Source organism: Cryobacterium psychrotolerans (genome assembly GCF_900101115.1).
Lineage (GTDB): Bacteria > Actinomycetota > Actinomycetes > Actinomycetales > Microbacteriaceae > Cryobacterium > Cryobacterium psychrotolerans.
Genome location: NZ_FNFU01000014.1, coordinates 57108 through 70615 on the forward strand (window position 1 = coordinate 57108; position 13508 = coordinate 70615).

At 68.0% G+C, this 13508-nt stretch carries 13 protein-coding genes and 1 tRNA gene; 9 read left to right on the forward strand and 5 right to left on the reverse strand.

Annotation, left to right across the window (positions count from 1 at the left end):
• Positions 1-27: 27 nt before the first annotated feature.
• Entirely contained in the window at positions 28-720 is a 693-nt protein-coding gene (locus BLQ39_RS11655; RefSeq protein WP_092324172.1) for a phosphocholine cytidylyltransferase family protein, read from the reverse strand.
• A 1033-nt stretch (positions 721-1753) separates the two neighbouring features.
• Between BLQ39_RS11655 and BLQ39_RS11665 the strand changes: the two genes are divergently transcribed.
• Genes BLQ39_RS11665 through BLQ39_RS11675 form a run of 3 tightly spaced genes read left to right on the forward strand, consistent with a single transcriptional unit; the run spans position 1754 to position 4437 of the window.
• Positions 1754-2551: an ABC transporter ATP-binding protein gene (locus BLQ39_RS11665; protein ID WP_338419129.1), complete on the forward strand. Its 798-nt coding sequence runs from the start codon at positions 1754-1756 to the stop codon at positions 2549-2551.
• Positions 2527-4101, forward strand: a complete 1575-nt coding sequence (locus tag BLQ39_RS11670) for a hypothetical protein (RefSeq protein ID WP_092324177.1) — start codon at positions 2527-2529, stop codon at positions 4099-4101. The genes BLQ39_RS11665 and BLQ39_RS11670 overlap by 25 nt, the downstream gene beginning before the upstream one ends.
• A gap of 51 nt (positions 4102-4152) precedes the next feature.
• Positions 4153-4437, forward strand: coding sequence for a DUF3039 domain-containing protein (locus BLQ39_RS11675; protein ID WP_092324178.1), 285 nt, complete (start codon positions 4153-4155; stop codon positions 4435-4437).
• A 12-nt stretch (positions 4438-4449) separates the two neighbouring features.
• On the opposite strand, the gene BLQ39_RS11680 is transcribed toward BLQ39_RS11675, so the two are convergent.
• Positions 4450-5772, reverse strand: a complete 1323-nt coding sequence (locus BLQ39_RS11680; protein ID WP_092324180.1) for a nicotinate phosphoribosyltransferase — start codon at positions 5770-5772, stop codon at positions 4450-4452.
• A gap of 72 nt (positions 5773-5844) precedes the next feature.
• Here BLQ39_RS11680 and murI point away from each other — a divergent pair, with 72 nt between their 5' ends.
• Genes murI through BLQ39_RS11700 form a run of 4 tightly spaced genes read left to right on the forward strand, consistent with a single transcriptional unit; the run spans position 5845 to position 8950 of the window.
• Positions 5845-6714 (forward strand): glutamate racemase, encoded by an 870-nt coding sequence (gene murI, locus BLQ39_RS11685; RefSeq protein ID WP_092324182.1) that lies wholly within the window; start codon positions 5845-5847, stop codon positions 6712-6714.
• Positions 6711-7445 carry a ribonuclease PH gene (gene rph / locus BLQ39_RS11690; RefSeq protein ID WP_092324184.1) on the forward strand — a complete coding sequence of 245 codons (735 nt, stop codon included), beginning with the start codon at positions 6711-6713 and terminating at the stop codon, positions 7443-7445. The genes murI and rph overlap by 4 nt, the downstream gene beginning before the upstream one ends.
• A 3-nt stretch (positions 7446-7448) precedes the next feature.
• Positions 7449-8039, forward strand: coding sequence for an RdgB/HAM1 family non-canonical purine NTP pyrophosphatase (gene rdgB, locus BLQ39_RS11695; protein WP_092324185.1), 591 nt, complete (start codon positions 7449-7451; stop codon positions 8037-8039).
• Complete coding sequence (locus BLQ39_RS11700; RefSeq protein ID WP_092324187.1) at positions 8039-8950, forward strand: cation diffusion facilitator family transporter; 912 nt, start codon at positions 8039-8041, stop codon at positions 8948-8950. Before rdgB ends, BLQ39_RS11700 begins: the two co-directional genes overlap by 1 nt.
• A 104-nt stretch (positions 8951-9054) precedes the next feature.
• Here BLQ39_RS11700 and BLQ39_RS11705 read toward each other — a convergent pair whose 3' ends face one another.
• The 3 genes from BLQ39_RS11705 to BLQ39_RS11715 all read right to left on the reverse strand — a co-directional run bounded on the left by BLQ39_RS11705 (position 9055) and on the right by BLQ39_RS11715 (position 11052).
• Complete coding sequence (locus BLQ39_RS11705; RefSeq protein ID WP_174775384.1) at positions 9055-9789, reverse strand: DedA family protein; 735 nt, start codon at positions 9787-9789, stop codon at positions 9055-9057.
• Positions 9790-9988: 199 nt separating this feature from the next.
• A tRNA-Leu gene (locus BLQ39_RS11710) sits at positions 9989-10070 on the reverse strand.
• Positions 10071-10080: 10 nt separating this feature from the next.
• Positions 10081-11052, reverse strand: a complete 972-nt coding sequence (locus BLQ39_RS11715; protein ID WP_174775383.1) for a LysR family transcriptional regulator — start codon at positions 11050-11052, stop codon at positions 10081-10083.
• A gap of 145 nt (positions 11053-11197) precedes the next feature.
• Between BLQ39_RS11715 and BLQ39_RS11720 the strand changes: the two genes are divergently transcribed.
• Positions 11198-12601, forward strand: a complete 1404-nt coding sequence (locus tag BLQ39_RS11720; RefSeq protein WP_092324191.1) for an MFS transporter — start codon at positions 11198-11200, stop codon at positions 12599-12601.
• A gap of 38 nt (positions 12602-12639) precedes the next feature.
• Positions 12640-13461: a 3-hydroxybutyrate dehydrogenase gene (locus BLQ39_RS11725; protein ID WP_092324193.1), complete on the forward strand. Its 822-nt coding sequence runs from the start codon at positions 12640-12642 to the stop codon at positions 13459-13461.
• The last annotated feature ends 47 nt before the right edge of the window (positions 13462-13508 follow it).

Sequence of the window (13508 nt, forward strand, 5' to 3'; positions counted from 1 at the left end):
CTATTTCAGATCTCGTGCCGCGGTTGACTAAACGAAGAGGTTTGCGCGCTCCAGGTCTTCGGCGAAGTCGACCTCGACGGCGTAGAAGTCGGAGATGTCGACGGGCTCGACGAGGAGTCGGTTCTTCTCGATCGCCAGCTCGATTCCGCGTTCGAAGTAGTCCTGGTCGCCGACTTTGGCGAGGTGGCGAAGAAGCATCGCCTTGTCCTTGGCGGAAATGTAGTTGATGCCGACGGCCTCGCCCAGACCGTTCTTCACGGTCTTGGAGAGCTCCTTGATGTATCCCTCGGCGCTCGTCGTGTACTTGACTTCCTCGTCAGAGACCTTGTCGGTGTTGACCATGACGAACGACTGGTCGCGGGCCATCATGGCTGCCGCGCGGTCGAGGATGGCCGGGTCGAAGACGACGTCGCCGTTCATCCACAGCACGCCGCCGGGCGCGGATGCCTGCAAGGCGCGCATGAGGCTCTTCGACGTGTTCGTCTGGTCGTACTGCTCGTTGTACACGAAGGATGCCTGCGGGAACGCTTCGATGATGTGCTCGAGCTTGTATCCGACAACGATCGTGACCTTGGCCCTGGAGCCAAAAGCGTGCGCGATGTTGTCGAACTGCTGCTGCATGATCGTGCGGCCGTCGCTGAGTTCGGTCAGGGGCTTGGGCAGCGAGCGGCCGAGGCGGCTGCCCATGCCTGCTGCAAGAATGACTACCTGGGTGGTCACGATTATCTCCTCAAAAAGGGGTGTGGATGACCGCGGCACAGCACTCTCAAGTCGAAAGTTTGCCTGCGGTTCACCCATAAGTTCACGTTAAGACACACCATTATGCCAACGTCAGTGTACCGCGTCGCCCCTCGCGGAGGGAACCCCGCCCCGGCCCGTGTGTCGGTTTTGTGGTGGTTCGTGGAGGATTTTCACAGGTTGGCGGAACTGATTTCGGATCGATCGCACGTGTCCAGACGGTCCTTGGTAGGTTAGCGAGGTGACTCCCCTGACGCCCGACTCTGAGCCCGAAGAGACGGCCTCCGCCTCCCGCGCGGCGGCCGTTGAGTCGTCCCTCGGGAACCGGCCGTCGACGGATGCCGCGGCGACCGCGCCCCTCGTCGACAAGGCGAAAACCGTGCGCAAGCCTCCGGTTCGGAAGCCCGCCAGCGGCGCCGTGAGCGGTAGCCAGACGTCCACCGAGACGTCCGCCTCGACGTCCACCTCCGGGAGTCGCCCGGCAGCACCGAAAGCGACCCGCCCGGCCGCTGCCAAGCCGCCTGCTGCCAAGCCACCGGCGGCGAAGTCGACCGTTGCGCAGACCGCCGCCCGGACGAGTGCGGCCAGGACCGCCGCGGCGAAGTCGGACGCGGCAGCACAGACCGGCGCGGCGCGCTCCACGGCCGCCAAATCGACAGCCGCCAGGTCGGCCGCGGCAAAGTCGACGGCCGCCAAATCCGCCGCCGCCAGGTCCGCCGCCGCCAAGTCGACCGCCGCCAAGTCGACCGCCGCCAGGTCGGCAGCCGCCAAGTCTGCGGCGGCGAAGTCTGCGACGACGACGGCCGCGGCGACGTCAGCCGCCGCAACCGCCGCCGCGCTCGTATCCGACGGCGGACGCACTGTCGCCGAGTCCGCCGCGCCCCCTTCCGTGTCGGTGCCGGTCGAGGCTGCGCCGGCCGTGTCCGCCCCGGACGTCGAGCGGGCCAGGACACTCCCGGCCGCAGGCCGTCCCGCCCCCGCTCGCAGCCAGAAGCCCAGCGCCGCGCGCAAGCCGGTGGCCGCGCCGGCAGCAGCATCCGCACTGGAAGCAGCGCCGGTCGTGATTGACGCATCCGGCCTGGTCAAACGCTTCGGGCAGAACGTTGCGGTGTCCGACATCAGCCTCGAGGTGCGAGCCGGCTCGTTCTACGGCATCGTTGGTCCGAACGGCGCCGGCAAGACGACGACCTTGTCGATGATCACCGGCATGCTCCGCCCGGACTCGGGATCCATCCGCGTGAACGGCGTCGACGTGTGGAAAAACCCGGTCCAGGCCAAGCGGATCATCGGAGTGCTGCCCGACCGACTGCGCCTCTTCGACCGGCTCACCGGGGCCCAGCTTCTGTACTACTCCGGGATCCTTCGCGGACTCGACGCCGAGACCGTGCGGCTGCGGTCCGCGGACCTCGCGGCCGCCTTCGGCCTCGAAGACGCGCTCAACCGGCTGGTCGCCGACTACTCCGCCGGCATGACGAAGAAGATCGCGCTTGCCTGCGCCATGATCCACTCTCCCCGCGTGCTCGTTCTCGATGAACCGTTCGAGTCAGTCGATCCGGTCTCGGCGGTCAACGTCACCGAAATCCTGCAGAAATACGTGGCCAGCGGCGGCACCGTCGTGATCTCCAGCCACGGCATGGACCTGATCCAGCGGGTCTGCGACCATGTCGCGATCATTGTGCACGGAAAGGTGCTCGCCGCCGGCACCATCGCCCAGGTTCGCGGTGCGAAGACGCTCGAGGAGCGATTCGTCGAGCTGGCCGGTGGGCGCAAGGTTGTGGAAGGCATGGAATGGTTGCACAGTTTCTCGGACTGAAACTCCGGCTGCTCGCCAATCTCTTCCGGCGTAGTCCCTGGCAGGTCGTGGGGATCGCGGTGGGCCTCCTCTACGGGCTGGCCCTGGCGGTGGGAATTGTCGTCGTGCTGGTGGGCCTGCGTTCTGTGGGCGATGCGGCCCTGGTGCGCGACGGGATGATCGTCGCCGGGTCCCTGGTCGTGCTCGGTTTCTTCCTGGTGCCGCTGGTCTTCGGTGTGGACGACAGCATGGACCCGCGCGCGTTCGCCGTGCTCGGCATCCCGAATCGCCGGCTGTCGCTGGGCCTGGCGGTGTCCGCGCTCCTCGGGGTGCCGGCGATCGTGCTCACGATCGTGCTGCTCGGCACGGTGGTGACCTGGTCCCGCGGAGTGATGGAGACGCTGCTCGCGCTGGTCGCCGCTGCGCTGCTGCTGGCGACCTGCACCCTGGCCGCCAGAGTGAGCACGTCGATCGCGGCATTCCTGCTGGCCACACGACGGTCGCGGGAGTTCACCGGAATCGTCGGAGTGCTCCTCCTCGTCATGATCTCGCCCCTGGTCATCCTCCTGCTCAATGTCGACTGGGGTCGGGACGGCGTCGCGGTGCTCGGCGGCCTCGGCGGCATCCTCGGCTGGACGCCCCTGGGAGCCGGCTGGTCGGTGCCGGGAGATGCCGCGACGGGGCAGTGGGGCGCCGCGTTCCTCAAGCTGCTCATTGCCGCTGCCGTGGTCTATCTGCTCTGGCTTGCCTGGCAGGCGCTGGTGGCGAAGATGCTCGTCACACCCGGACGCGAGGCGCAGGTCAGGAACTACGGTGGACTCGGCTGGTTCGATCGCCTGCCGCCGAACTCCGTCGGGGCGATTGCCGCGCGCAGCCTCACCTACTGGGGTCGTGACTCCCGCTACTGGGTCTCGCTGGTGATGATCCCCGTCGTGCCCGTGCTGGCCGTCATACCGCTGTCGATCGCCGGAGTCCCCGGCGAATACCTGGCCCTCCTGCCGGTGCCGCTGATGTGCGTGTTCCTGGGCTGGGCGACGCACAACGACGTCGCCTTCGACAGCACCGCCGTCTGGCTGCACGTGGTGTCGGGCACCCGGGGAACCGCCGACCGGGTCGGCCGGCTCATCCCGGTGCTCCTCGTCGGTATTCCGCTGATCGGATTCGGATCCGCCATCAGCATCTTCCTGCACGGCGATTGGAGCGTGCTCCCGTCGATGCTCGGCGTGAGCACCAGCATCCTGCTGTCGGGCCTCGGGTTCTCCAGCTTCACCTCCGCCCGCTTCCCGTACCCGGCCACGAAGCCGGGCGACAGCCCGTTCTCCCAGCCGCAATCGTCGGATACCACGGCTGCGTTGATCCAGTCGCTCACCTTCATCGGCGCGATCTTGCTGTCGCTGCCGGCGATCATCATGGGTCTGCTGGGAATCTTCTCCGATCCCGTCTGGCATCTGCCGGCCCTGTTCTGGGGCCTCGGCATCGGTGTCAGCGCCCTCGTCGCGGGTGTCTGGCTGGGCGCGCGCACCTTCGAACGCCGTGGTCCCGAGATCCTCGCCTCGGCGCTTCGTGCCTGACCCGACGCCGCACGCATGGCCACAGCCTCGCGGCTGTTTTAGACTGGGCGCATGACTGACTTTCGCGCGAGCATCGCAGAACCAGGCCAGCCCGGCGGCGGAACGTCGACGCTGGATCGTGAGCTCGAGGAGCTCATCAAGCAGGAACAGATTGAACCGGGCGACCACGAGCGCTTCTCGCACTACGTGCCCAAGGACAAGATCCTTGAATCGGCCATGACCGGCAAGCCGGTGCGCGCGCTGTGCGGCAAGAAGTGGCTGCCGGGGCGCGACCCGGAGAAGTTCCCGGTCTGCCCGACCTGCAAGGCCATCTACGAAAAGATGAAGGCCAAGTAACGCCGCACCCGGCTACCGGTACGAGGTGGGGATGACGGCCTCGCCGCGCCCCAGCCGGAACGCCTCGATCGGCAGTTCCTGCATCACGGAGGCGTTGTGCGCCCTGGCCCGCTGCGTGCCCGAGGCTCCCACGTACCGTTCGTCGACCTCGCCATCGGTGATGAACGGCACGAGCAGCCCCCGTTCCACGCCCTCGCGCTGGGCGTCGTCGACGTCGCCGGACGGCTCGGCACCGACCAGGATGACCTCCTCGCGCGCGGTGCCGCCCCCGTCGAGCAGGCGCACGGCGTTCTTGCGTCCCCCCACCGACACCTTGCCGATCGAGGTCTTGGCCACGGACATCCACGGTCCGGCGTCATCCCGCCGGGCGACGAGCTTGTAGACCATTCCCGCCGCCGGCGCTCCCGATCCGGTGACAACGGACGTGCCCACGCCGAACGCGTCGACCGGGGAACCGGAGAGGGCGGCTATCGCGTATTCGTCGAGGTCGCTGGTGACGGTGATCGTCGTGTTCACGGCGCCGAGCGAGTCGAGTTGCGCGCGGGCGGCGGCCGCCACGGTCGGCAGGTCCCCGGAGTCGATGCGGATGGCGCCCAGCCCGGTGCCGGCCACCCGCACGGCCAGTTCGATGCCGCGGGAGATGTCATACGTGTCCACGAGCAGGGTTGTGGCGCTCCCGAAGGCGTCGACCTGGGCGCGGAAAGCGTCTTCCTCGGTGTCGTGGAGCAGGGTGAAGGAATGCGCCGCCGTGCCCATGGTCGGGATGCCCCAGGTGCGCCCGGCCTCGAGGTTGCTGGTCGACGCGAAGCCGGCGATGTACGCGGCGCGGGCAGCGGCGACCGCCGCGTGTTCGTTGGCGCGCCGGGAGCCCATCTCGGCGATCGGACGCCCGAGGCTCACGGAGACCATCCGGGCGGCCGCGCTGGCGACCGACGTGTCGTAGTTGAGAGTGCTCAGGACGAGCGTCTCCAGGATGACGGCTTCCGCGAAGGTGCCGTCCACCACGAGCAGCGGCGAGCCCGGGAAGTAGGCTTCGCCCTCCTGGTACCCCCAGACGTTGCCGCTGAACGAGTAGTCGGCCAGCCAGTCGAGGGTGGGCGCGCGCACGACGTCATGCTCCCGCAGCCAGTCGAGTTCGGCATCCGTGAACCGGAAATCGCGGATGAGCTCGAGCAGCCGGCCGGTGCCGGCGACGATGCCGTACCGACGTCCGTTCGGCAGGCGCCGCGCGAACGTCTCGAACATGCATTCTCGATCGGCGGTGCCGCTCTGAATGGCGGCGTCCACCATCGTGAGTTCGTAGCGGTCGGTGCGGAATGCTGGGGACTCGATCACGCGGCACAGCCTATCGGCCTCGGCCGGGCAGACACAGCCCGGCCGGAGCCCACGCCACTAAGGTTGTTTGACGTGACGGATGCACCGATTGGAATTTTCGACTCCGGCGTGGGCGGCCTGTCTGTCGCCCGGGCGATCAAGGACCAGCTTCCGGGCGAATCGCTCCTCTATATCGGCGACACGGCGCATTCTCCCTACGGGCCGAAGAAGATAGCGGATGTGCGCCAGTTCGCCCTCAACGTGCTCGACGACCTCGTGGCCCAGGACGTCAAGATGCTCGTGATCGCCTGCAACACCGCTTCCGCGGCCATGCTGCGGGATGCCCGTGAACGGTACAGCGTGCCGGTGATCGAGGTCATCCAGCCGGCCGTCCGACGGGCGGTCGGCACCACGCGCAACAAACGGGTCGGGGTGATCGGCACGGTGGGCACCGTCAACTCCCTCGCCTACGAGGATGCGTTCGCCGCCGCCACCGACATCCGTCTGTTCACCCAGGCCTGCCCGCGATTCGTCGAGTTCGTCGAGGCCGGCGTGACGACCGGCGACGAGGTGCTCGCGGTTGCCGAGGAATACCTGGCGCCGCTCCGAGACTCCGGCGTCGACACCCTCGTGCTGGGCTGCACCCACTATCCGTTCCTGCGCGGCGCGATCTCCTATGTGATGGGCGACGCCGTGACCCTGGTCTCCAGCGACACCGAGACGGCGAACGATGTGTACCGGACCCTCGTGAGCCAGGGCCTGGAGCGCGATGCGCCTGGCCCGCCCACCTATCGGTACGAGGCGACCGGTGACAGCGCCGAGGAGTTCCTCGCCCTGGCCCACCGCCTGATCGGCCCGGAGATCTCCAGGGTCGACCTCATCGAGACCGGCTCCATCAGCCTCAGTGAACTTGCCGAGTTCGCCGCTTTTCAGAATCAAGCTACCCCCAAGGAGAACTCGTGAGCGACACCCTGCGCGCCGACGGACGCACCACCGACCAGCTTCGCGAGGTCACGATCGAACGCGGCTGGAGCGACCAGGCCGAAGGTTCGGCGCTGATCTCCTACGGGCGCACCAAGGTGCTCTGCACGGCCTCCTTCACCAACGGCGTGCCCCGCTGGATGGCCGGCAAGGGCAAGGGCTGGGTGACCGCCGAATACTCCATGCTCCCGCGTTCGACCAACTCCCGGATGGACCGCGAATCGGTCAAGGGCAAGATCGGCGGGCGGACCCACGAGATCAGCCGGCTGATCGGGCGGAGCCTGCGCGCAGTCGTCGACATGAAGGCCCTGGGCGAGAACACCATCGTGATCGACTGCGACGTGCTGCAGGCGGACGGCGGCACCCGCACGGCAGCGATCACGGGCGCGTACGTTGCCCTGGCCGACGCCCTCGAGTGGGGCCGGGAGAAGAGGTTCATCGGCCAGAAGGCCGTGCCGCTGCTCGACAGCGTTTCCGCCGTCTCGGTCGGGATCGTCAAGGGTGAGCCGATGCTCGACCTGGCCTACGTGGAGGATGTCCGCGCCGAGACGGACATGAACGTGGTCGTCACCGGCCGGGGTCTCTTCGTCGAGGTGCAGGGAACCGCGGAAGCCGCGCCCTTCGACCGCAGCGAACTCGACTCGCTGCTCGACCTCGCCCTCGCCGGCACGGTGACCCTGACCGAGTTCCAGACCACCGCCCTGGGACGCTGAGCCGTGCGGATCGTTCTCGCCACCCACAACCAGCACAAGGTGGAAGAGCTGCGTCGCATCCTCGAGCCGAAGCTCCCCGGGGTCGAGGTGCTCGCCTACGACGGTCCCGAGCCGGTCGAGTCGGGGGCCACCTTCGCCGAGAACGCGCTGATCAAGGCCCGCACGGCCGCAGCGCACACCGGGCTGCCGGCCATCGCGGACGACTCCGGCATCTGCGTCGACGTGCTCGGAGGCTCGCCGGGCATCTTCTCGGCGCGCTGGGCGGGGCCGAGCAAAGACGCCGGCGAGAACCTGCGCCTGCTGCTCTGGCAGCTGGCGGACATCCCGGACGAGCATCGCGGCGCCCACTTCACCTGCGTCGCGGCGCTCGCGCTCCCCGACGAGACCGAGTGGCACGTGACGGGGGAGTGGGCGGGGCACATCCTGCACGAACCGTCCGGCAGCGGCGGTTTCGGCTATGACCCGATCTTCCTGCCCGACGGCTACGCGATCTCCGCGGCCGAACTGACGCCCAACGTGAAGAACGAACAGAGCCACCGTGCGCGGGCGTTCGAGCACCTCATCCCGGTACTTGAGACACTGCTCTCGCCCTAATGGCTCACGATCATTCCCCGGCGGCTGCCGGCAATCGCACCCGGCTGACGATCGCCATCGGCATCGTCGCCTGTGTGCTGATCGTCGAGGCGGTCGGCGCCTGGCTGACCGGGTCGCTGGCGCTGCTTGCGGATGCCGGACACATGTTCTCCGACCTCGCCGGCCTCCTGATCGCGCTCGCGGCCACCGTGGTCGCCGCACGCCCGGCCACCGACCGGCAGACCTACGGCTACCAGCGCGCCGAGGTCTTCGGAGCGCTCATCAACGGGTTGATCCTGGTGGCCGTGGCCGTCGGCGTCGTCATCGGCGCGGTGTCCCGGCTGATCTCCGCCGACCAGGCCGAGGTGAGCGGGACGCCCATGCTCATCGTCGCCGTCATCGGGCTGGTAGCCAACGTGGGCGCCCTGCTGCTGCTTCGCCCGGCGGCGGCACACTCGATCAACATGCGCGGTGCGTACCTCGAGGTGCTCGGCGACACGCTCGGCTCGGTCGCGGTCATCATCGCGGCCGGGGTGATCCTCACCACCGGGTTCCAGCAGGCCGACTCGATCGCCTCGCTGCTCATCGCGGCAATGATCCTGCCGCGGGCCTGGTCCCTGCTCCGTGACGTGGTGCGGGTCTTCAGCGAGTCGGTGCCCAAAGACACGGATGTCGCGGAGATCCGGAAGCATATCCTGGAGACGGCCGGCGTCGTCGCCGTGCACGACGTGCACGTGTGGGCGATCACCTCCGGGGCGCACGTCTTCAGCGCCCACGTGGTCGTCGACCCGGTGGTCCTGCAATCGGGCGGGACCGGTGCGCTGCTCGATGAGCTGTCCGACTGCCTGTCGCACCACTTCGACGTGGATCACTCTACGTTCCAGCTGGAACCGGCCGGCCGTACCGGCCACGACTCCCACGCCCACGACTGACCCGAGCCCCCCTCGCCGAACCCCCTTCGCCGAACTGTGAGTTTGGCACCTTCCCGGGCCCCACGAAGGTGCCAAACTCACAGTTCGGCGTGTGGGGCGGCGCTTCAGGCCTCGTGCTTGCCGTCGTGCTCGGTGTCGAAAGCGTCGGGATCAAGCACGAGGCTCTCCGTCGTCGGCAGGACCTCACGCTCGCGGATCTCGCGGCGGGCCTTCAGCGCGGACTGGACGTAGTGGAAGACCGTCGGGATGAGGGTGATGGCGACGGCGCCGATCAGGATCAGGTCGATGTACTCGCGTACGAAGTCGGCAACCGGCGGGATGTAGCCGAGGAAGAACCCGAAGTAGGTGAGTCCGGTGCCCCAGAGGAGGGCGCCGATCAGGTTGTAGAGCGTGTACTTGCGCTGGTCCATGCGGCCGACTCCGGCAGCGACCGGGGCGAAGGTTCGCACGATGGGAACGAAGCGGGCGACGATCACGGCTACGCCACCGAAGCGCAGGAAGAAGGCGTTCGTGCGTTCGACGTTCTTGATGCTGAACAGCCCCGATTCCTTGCGCTCGAAGACGCGGGGGCCGAAGCGACGGCCGATGAAGTAGCCTGCCTCGCCGCCGAGGAACGCGGCCAGGCCGATCGCCAGCGCGACCCACCAGATGTCGATCCGGATCACGCCGGCATAGGTGAGGAGTCCGGTGATGACGAGCAGGGTGTCGCCGGGGAAGAGAAAACCGACGAGCAGACCCGTCTCGGCGAAGACGATCGCGCACACTCCGAGCAGTGCCCAGGCGCCGAACCCGTCGATGAGGAGCTCCGGGTCGAGCCAGGGGATCAGTGCGGTGTGGATCACGAGGGAACTCCAGTCGGCGGCGGCAAGTGGCCGGGCGGCAGCGAGGCGCGGGTGCTGTCACAGGCTACCGCCTATCCTCGGGAAACTTCCCCGGTATCCGGGCGATCAATCCTTCGGTCCTGAACGGAAGGTTAATTCGAGGGAATCCGCCGGGGTGAATTGCGGAGAATGCTCGCAACAGCCGACTCGGCTCCGGTGCGGGAGAGGGGACTTGAACCCCCACGCTCGAAAGCACAGGAACCTAAATCCTGCGTGTCTGCCAATTTCACCACTCCCGCGAGTGCCGTCCTAGTCTACTGAGCCGTGCAGGCCAGGAGCCGTCGCCTCGGCCGGACGCGGGCGGCCGAGCAGGGGCTGCTCGTACGCGGCTGTCTGCGCGCGCAGCGCGTCCACGACCGCGGCGACGGCCGGCTGCCGCAGGGAATCGGGTCGCAGCACCATCCAGTAGGGAAGGCGTTCCTGGAAGTCGTCCGGGAGCAGGCGCACCAGGTCGGGGTGGCGGTCCGCCATGAAGCAGGGCAGGAACCCGATGCCCGCGCCGGCCCGGGTGGCCTCCACGTGCACGAACACGTTCGTCGAGCTGAGCGAGTCCCGCATCGTGGGCACCAGTCGGCGCGGGGCATCCAGGTCGTCGACCTGCAGCATCGAATCCACGAAATAGACGAGCGGATGTTCCGTCAGCCCGGCAACCGTGGTCGGTGCGCCGTATTCGGCGAGGTAGCTCCGGGAGGCGTACATCCCGAGCATGTAGTGACCGAGGCGGAATGCTTCGGCGCGGTGCACCTGCGGCTCGCCCACGACGATTTCGATGTCGAGGCCGGAGCGGTGCTGCAGGGCGCGCCGGGTGACCGTGACGATCTCCACCCGGAGTGAGGGATGCCGGCGCTGCAGGGCGGCGACGGCCGGGGCGGCGATGTAGGCGCTGAAGCCGTCGGTGGCCGACATCCGCACGACGCCGGTGAGTTGGTTCGGCCGCTCGGGTTCTCCGCCGAGCAGGGCGATGGCCGATTCGACGCCTTCCGCTGCCTGGGCGGCCCGTGTGCCCAGGTCGGTCAGCTCCCAGCCGCCGACGGTTCGCGACAGCACGCGGCCGCCGAGCACCTTCTCCAGCGCCGCGATCCGGCGCGAAACGGTCGTGTGGTTCAGGTCCAGGCTGTCGGCCGCCGTCGTGAACCGGCCGGTTCGCGCGACGGCGAGCAGGATCAGGAGGTCGTCGGCGTTCGGCAGCGAATGCGGCGTCGGCGCGGGCAGGAGGGTCATATCTGCAATTATGCACATGGCGTCTGGCGAAGTGGTCATTGAGGCACGGCCCGACTGCAGGAATACTCGGGGGAGCCGTGTGTGCTGCACACACGGGACCGGACAAACCCACCAGGTGTCAGAGGCGACACTGAAGGAGACAGACATGAGCGTCAATCAGCGCGTCGAGGCAGGTTCCGGAGGAACCTCATCGGCCGGCGGCAAAAACTCGGAAAAGTCGGGCCTGAAGAAGATCGTTGCCGCCTCCATGGTGGGCACGGTCGTCGAATGGTACGAGTTCTTCCTCTATGCGACCGCCGCCAGCCTCGTCTTCGGCACGGTCTTCTTCCCGAACGCCGGCAGCGAGTTGGACGGCATCCTCGCCGCCTTCCTGACCTACGCGGTAGGGTTCATCGCCCGTCCGCTGGGTGGCATCGTCTTCGGGCAGATCGGTGACAGGCTGGGCCGCAAGCACACACTGCAGGTGACGATCATCCTCGTCGGTGTCGCGACCTTCCTGATGGGCTGCCTGCCCGGCTTCGACACGATCGGCTACTGGGCTCCGGCGCTGCTGATCGCCCTCCGCTTCATCCAGGGCTTCGCCGTCGGCGGTGAGTGGGGCGGCGCCGTGCTGCTCGTCGCCGAGCACAGCCCGAACGCGTCGCGGGGCTTCTGGTCCAGCTGGCCGCAGGCCGCAGTGCCGGTGGGCAACCTGCTCGCCACGCTCGTGCTGCTGGCCACGTCCTGGCTCCTGCCCGCTGAACAGTTCATGAGCTGGGGCTGGCGCATCGCGTTCTGGCTCTCGGCCATCATCGTGGTCATCGGCTACTACATCCGCACCCACGTCAACGAGGCCCCGATCTTCCTCGAGGCACGCGCCCAGGTGGAAGCCGAGCAGGCCATCAGCTACGGAGTCAAGGAAGTCATCCGTAAGTACCCGCGCGGCATCCTCAGCGCCATGGGCCTGCGCTTCGCCGAGAACATCCTGTACTACATCATCGTGAGCTTCTCGATCGTCTACCTCGTCACAGTGCACGCCTACGACACCAGCCAGCTTCTGTTCGCGCTGCTCCTGGCCCACCTCGTGCACTTCCTCGTGATCCCGCAGGTCGGGCGCCTGTCCGACAAGTTCGGGCGCAAGCCGGTGTACCTGGCCGGTGCCCTCCTCGGCGCGAGCTGGGCGCTGTTCGCCTTCCCGATGTTCGACACGAAGAACCCGGTGCTGATCGTCCTGGCGATCACCCTCGGCCTCTGCTTCCACGCCCTGATGTACGCGGGCCAGCCGGCGATCATGGCCGAGCTCTTCCCGACCCGGATGCGCTACTCCGGTGTGTCACTCGGCTACCAGGTGACCTCGATCCTGGCCGGTTCGATGGCGCCGATCATCGCCGTCGCCCTGCTCAAGGAGTACGGCTCCTGGGTGCCGGTCGCGATCTACCTGGCGATCGCCTGCGCGATCACCGTGGTCGCCGTGCTCACGCTCAAGGAAACCAAGGGAGCATCGCTGCGCGAGATCGACGCTGTCGACGCCCGCAAGCACGGGCTGGAGCCGGCCCCGGCCCTCCGCTAACCGCCACGGCAGATAACCGGCTCAACGAAGGAACACAGATGACTCAAGCACTCGCGCACGCGCCCCGGGCCTCGGCCGACACCGAGACCTGGGCGCGGACCGGGCCGCTGACGGGCAAACGCGCCCTGGTCACCGGGGGCGCGAGTGGCATTGGTGCGGCTGTGGCCCGGTCTCTCGCAGAACGCGGCGCGCACGTCGTCGTCGCGGACATCGATGGGGCCGGCGCCGCGGCGCTCGCCGACGAGCTCGGCGGCTCCAGCTGGACCGTCGACCTTCTCGACACCGCGTCGCTCACCGACGACATCCTGGCCGAGGCCGTCGACGGTGTGGACATCCTGGTGAACAACGCCGGGATCCAGCGGATCAACCCGATCCAGGACTTCGACCCGGTCGACTTCCGTCGCATCATCACCCTGATGCTCGAGGCACCCTTCCTCCTCATCCGCGCTGCGCTACCGAAAATGTACGAGAACGGGTTCGGCCGCATCATCAACATCACCTCGGTGCACGGCATCCGGGCCTCGCCGTTCAAGAGCGCCTATGTCTCGGCCAAGCACGGCCTGGAGGGGCTGTCCAAGGTGACGGCCCTGGAAGGCGGCGAGCACGGCGTCACCAGCAACTGCGTCAGCCCGGGGTACGTGCGCACGCCCCTGGTCGAGAAGCAGCTGGCCGAGCAGGCCGCGGTGCACGGCATCCCCGAAGCCGAGGTGCTGAGCCGGATCATGCTCACCGAGAGCGCCATCAAGCGCCTGGTCGAGCCGGAGGAGGTCGCCTCGCTCGTCGCCTGGCTGGCTTCCGAGGACGCGGCCATGGTCACGGGCTCCAGCTACACGATGGACGGCGGCTGGTCCGCCCGCTAGCTTCCCGCGCCCCCCTGCCTCTCCCCGCTGGCCTCTCCCCGCCCCCG